Raw genomic sequence first — 4,712 nt, 5'->3', positions numbered from 1 at the left:
GATTGCCGACCAGAATGTCTTTGTTGACGCTACCCGCCATGATATTTCTCCGCGCTCATCCGAAACAAATTTTTGTCGCAGCACCTTACAGGCTGCAGGCGATCGCCGCTTGCCATGGCTGCCTTTACCCACAAGGTTTTTGTTCCCTTTTCGTTCTTATCCGCATCGCTGCTTATTGTCAAGGAATGGCAGCAATGCCGAAGCCGATCATATGGGTTTGAAAAGACCGCTTGCCAAACCAATAAGTATGCACTTATGCTTTTGGCATGATCGAAGCAGAGATTTTTCGCGCACTGGCCGACCCGACGCGCCGCGCCGTCTTTGAGCGGCTGGCCGCCGGCGAGATGAGCGTGTCGGAATTGCGCACCGGTATGACGGTGTCGCAGCCCGCGGTGTCGCAGCATCTGGCGGTGCTGCGTGGCGCAGGCCTGGTGGTCGAGCGGCGAGCCGGCCGCAACGCCTATTACCGCGCCGATCCGCAGGGGCTTGTCCCCCTGCTCTCCTGGATCGAGCGCTACCGGACCTTCTGGCCGGAACGCATCGAAAGGCTGAAGGCGGTTTTGAAGGACATGGATCAATGAAGAAGGCGGGATCAACGACCAACGAGGGCCGAAGCGACGCCGCGGATGCGCTCGAGTTCGAGTACGACCTTGCCGAGCCGCCGGAAAAGGTGTGGCGGGCCCTGACCGTACCGGAGCTGCTCGCCGCCTGGATGATGCCGAACGACATCACCCCCGAGATCGGCAACCGTTTTGCCTTCGCCGGGCCGGACACGCCGATCGAATGCGAAATCCTCGACGCCGAGCCCGAACGGCTGTTGCGCTATTCCTGGCGGGAGCAGCCGGGCGACGCAGCTAGGCAGGATCCGCTCGACAGTACCGTCACCTTCACACTTGCCCGAACCGTTTCCGGCGGTACGCATCTGCGTGTCGTCCATGACGGCTTTGGCCGCAAGGCCATGCCTGCCGTCGCCATGGCAGGCGCCGGCTGCCGGGTTTCGCTCGATGCGAACAGGTCATCTAAGCCAATCGCCGCAAACATGCCTCGCCTCCTGCTTCGCGCGGCCTGAAAACAAAACGGACGGAGAGAGACAATGAGCGGTGTTGCCAGTCTGGTGCCGATGGTCATCGAGCAATCGAGCCGCGGCGAACGCGCCTTCGACATCTTTTCGCGGCTGCTGCGCGAGCGTATCGTCTTCATCAACGGCGAGATCAACGACGACATCTCGGCACTGGTCTGCGCGCAGCTTTTGTCGCTGGAATCGGACAATCCCGACAAGGAGATCTCGCTCTACATCAACTCGCCGGGCGGCGTGGTGACCAGCGGCTTCGCCATCTACGACACGATGCAATATATCAGCTGCCCGGTGTCGACCGTATGCATGGGCTTTGCCGCATCGATGGGCTCGTTCCTGCTGATGGCAGGCACACCGGGGCGCCGGATTTCCCTGCCGAACGCCACCATCCTGCTGCATCAGCCGCTGGGTGGGTTCCAGGGCCAGGCCTCCGACATCCAGCGCCATGCCGAGCGCATCGGCCGGACGAAACGGCACATGGCCGAACTTTACGCGCAGCATTGCGGCCGCAGCTATGAAGAGGTGGAACGCACGCTGGACCGCGACCATTTCATGACCGCCCGCGAGGCCCAGGCATGGGGCATCGTCGACCATGTTTTCGACACGCGAAAAAAGGCGGCGTAAGCCAGGGCCGGATCGGAGTCCGTCCGGCTGTCGAAGATTTGACGATGCCGGTCTGGTTCCATCGGCGGCGCGCCACTATAGTCTTGGGATGACCGACACTCATCAGTCCAGATCATTGCACCGCGTCATCGCCGTTGCTGCCCTCGCCATTGCGGTCTTCATCAGCGGCGCGGCTTTTGCCGAGGACAGTTCGCCGTCGACGCAAAAAGGCGCCCTGCCCGGCGTGACCGGTGGCTACCGCATCGCCACGCCGGCTCCCAAGCCCGAACCCGATGACGCGTTTCCCAGCAACGGCAACGGTCAGTTCAAGATCGGCGATACGGATGTCAGGATTTCCGGCAGCATCACCGTCGATGTCGGCGCCGGTTCGATCGGGCCGCCGCGCCACTGACAGCGCGTGTCGCGCTGCGGCTGTCACCCACAAGACAATCCGCACATGAAAACGGCCCCGCCGTGCTTTGCGCAAACGGACGGGGCCTTTTTGGATCTCAAATCCAATTTTGCCGGGAGTGTACTGCCGGCGTTTGATTTCGGATGCAACGCGGCATTCAGCCGACGATCCGACTAGCAGTTTCTGATTTTTAGTGGCTATGGCAGGTCACGGTTTGCCGGGTGGCGCAGACGCTAAACCCTGGCACTTATGCCTGCCGCGGCTCCAGTGACAACTGGAACCCCAGGGGACGATCCGGTGGCGTCATAGCTCCGCTCCTCTGTCCGTTGCGACTGTTTGTCAATCCGAAGCACAAATCGCAATGCCTGCGGCGTCTCGCAGGCCGCCTCTGGGCGGCGAGGCCATCGAAAGACGGCCGGCTTCGTTGACTGCTGGAGACTGCGCCCCTGAGTCCGTCGCGTCAACCATCAATAGCCGGTTACCGAAAAACGTGATCGCCGGGAGGTTACGTGCAAGTCAGCTTTTGCACAGCTTTGTCAGGAGCGTGTTCGGCCTTTGTTCTTTCCGCTTGCCCGTTCGCGCGAAAGACGCTTAAACGCTTTTGTCGGGAATTGTGGCGTCTCTCGACGTGGCGGCAAAACTACCTACATAGGGGATGGCCGGGAAAACCCGCCATTCCAGGAAATTCCAGATTCTGAGGCGGCGACCGGCTATGGCCGACCATAAATATCTTTCCATTCGCGGGGCGCGCGAACACAATCTGAAGAATGTCGATCTCGACCTGCCGCGTGACAGCCTGATTGTCATGACCGGCCTCTCGGGGTCCGGCAAGTCATCGCTTGCCTTCGACACGATCTATGCCGAGGGCCAGCGCCGCTATGTCGAAAGCCTGTCGGCCTACGCGCGGCAATTCCTCGAAATGATGCAGAAACCCGACGTCGACCAGATCGACGGCCTGTCGCCCGCCATTTCCATCGAGCAGAAGACCACCTCGAAGAACCCGCGTTCGACGGTCGGCACCGTCACCGAGATCTACGACTATATGCGGCTGCTGTTCGCCCGCGTCGGCATCCCCTATTCGCCGGCCACCGGCCTGCCGATCGAGAGCCAGACGGTTTCGCAGATGGTCGACCGCGTGCTGGCGATCGAGGAAGGCACGCGCCTGTTCATCCTGGCGCCGATGGTGCGCGGCCGCAAAGGCGAGTACCGCAAGGAATTGCTGGAACTGCAGAAGAAGGGCTTTCAGCGCGTCAAGGTCGATGGCGTCTTCTACGAAATCGCCGACGTGCCGGCGCTGGACAAGAAGTACAAGCATGACCTCGACGTCGTTGTCGACCGCATCGTCGTGCGCGGCGATCTCGCAACGCGGCTTGCCGATTCCATCGAGACGGCGCTGAAGCTGGCCGACGGGCTTGCCGTGGCCGAATTCGCCGACAAGCCGCTCGATTCCAGCCAGACCGGCGAGGATTCGGTCAACAAGTCGAAGAACGAGACGCACGAGCGCATCCTGTTCTCGGAAAAGTTCGCTTGCCCGGTCTCCGGCTTCACCATTCCGGAAATCGAACCGCGGCTGTTCTCGTTCAACAACCCGTTCGGCGCCTGCCCGACCTGCGACGGTCTCGGCAGCCAGCGCGCCATCGATGGCAATCTGATCGTGCCGGACGAGAACATCTCGCTGCGCGACGGCGCCGTCAGCCCGTGGGCGAAATCGACCTCCCCCTATTACGCGCAGACGCTGGAAGCGCTGGGCAAGGCCTATGGCTTCAAGCTTGGCGACAAGTTCAAGGATTTGTCCGAAGAGGCCCAGGAAGCTATCCTGCACGGCACGGGCGAGCGCGAAATCACCTTCCAGTATGATGACGGCCTGCGCTCCTACAAGACCACCAAGACCTTTGAAGGCGTCATTCCCAATCTGGAGCGGCGCTGGAAAGAGACCGAATCCGCCTGGATGCGCGAGGAGATCGAGCGCTTCATGTCGGCCACGCCCTGCCCGGTCTGCAAGGGCTATCGGCTGAAGCCCGAGTCGCTGGCGGTGAAGATCGCCGGCAGGCACATTGGCGAAGTCACCGAGCTTTCCATCCGCAAGGCCGACCAGTGGTTCACCGACCTGCCCGCGTCGCTCAACGACAAGCAGAACGAGATCGCGGTGCGCGTGCTCAAGGAGATCCGCGAGCGGCTGCGCTTCCTCAACGATGTCGGGCTCGACTACCTGACGCTGTCGCGCAATTCCGGCACGCTGTCGGGCGGCGAGAGCCAGCGCATCCGGCTGGCGTCGCAGATCGGCTCCGGTCTCACCGGCGTGCTCTATGTGCTGGACGAACCGTCGATCGGCCTGCATCAGCGCGACAATGCCCGTCTGCTCGATACGCTGAAGCACCTGCGCGATATCGGCAACACGGTGATCGTCGTCGAGCATGACGAGGACGCCATCCTGCATGCCGACTATGTCGTCGACATGGGCCCGGCCGCCGGCATCCATGGCGGCGAGATCATCGCCCAGGGCACGCCGCAGCAGGTCATGGCCAATCCCAATTCGATCACCGGCAAATATCTGTCGGGCGCGCTCGAGGTGGCGACGCCCGGCGCGCGGCGCGAAGCGAAGAAGAACCGCCGCCTGAGGAT

Annotated in this window: 6 protein-coding genes; all 6 read left to right on the top strand. The window is 62.0% G+C overall.

Features of this window, described 5'->3' with window-relative positions:
- A partial coding sequence (locus EN750_RS39980; RefSeq protein WP_210212753.1) for a hypothetical protein occupies positions 1–221 on the top strand: 221 nt, incomplete at its 5' end.
- A 45-nt stretch (positions 222–266) separates the two neighbouring features.
- Complete coding sequence (locus tag EN750_RS19375) at positions 267–581, top strand: metalloregulator ArsR/SmtB family transcription factor (RefSeq protein ID WP_027036723.1); 315 nt, start codon at positions 267–269, stop codon at positions 579–581.
- Positions 578–1,069 carry an SRPBCC domain-containing protein gene (locus tag EN750_RS19370; RefSeq protein WP_027036724.1) on the top strand — a complete coding sequence of 164 codons (492 nt, stop codon included), beginning with the start codon at positions 578–580 and terminating at the stop codon, positions 1,067–1,069. Before EN750_RS19375 ends, EN750_RS19370 begins: the two co-directional genes overlap by 4 nt.
- 24 nt (positions 1,070–1,093) lie before the next feature.
- Positions 1,094–1,699, top strand: a complete 606-nt coding sequence (locus tag EN750_RS19365; RefSeq protein WP_027036725.1) for an ATP-dependent Clp protease proteolytic subunit — start codon at positions 1,094–1,096, stop codon at positions 1,697–1,699.
- An 88-nt stretch (positions 1,700–1,787) separates the two neighbouring features.
- On the top strand, positions 1,788–2,090 hold the full coding sequence (locus EN750_RS19360; protein ID WP_027036726.1) for a hypothetical protein: 303 nt from the start codon (positions 1,788–1,790) through the stop codon (positions 2,088–2,090).
- A gap of 712 nt (positions 2,091–2,802) precedes the next feature.
- A partial coding sequence (gene uvrA, locus EN750_RS19355) for an excinuclease ABC subunit UvrA (RefSeq protein WP_127397359.1) occupies positions 2,803–4,712 on the top strand: 1,910 nt, incomplete at its 3' end.

This window comes from Mesorhizobium sp. M7A.F.Ca.ET.027.03.2.1, from assembly GCF_003999175.1.
Classification (GTDB): domain Bacteria; phylum Pseudomonadota; class Alphaproteobacteria; order Rhizobiales; family Rhizobiaceae; genus Mesorhizobium.
The sequence above is the reverse complement of the archived record's forward strand: the minus strand, read 5'-3'. Positions and strand labels throughout refer to the sequence as shown.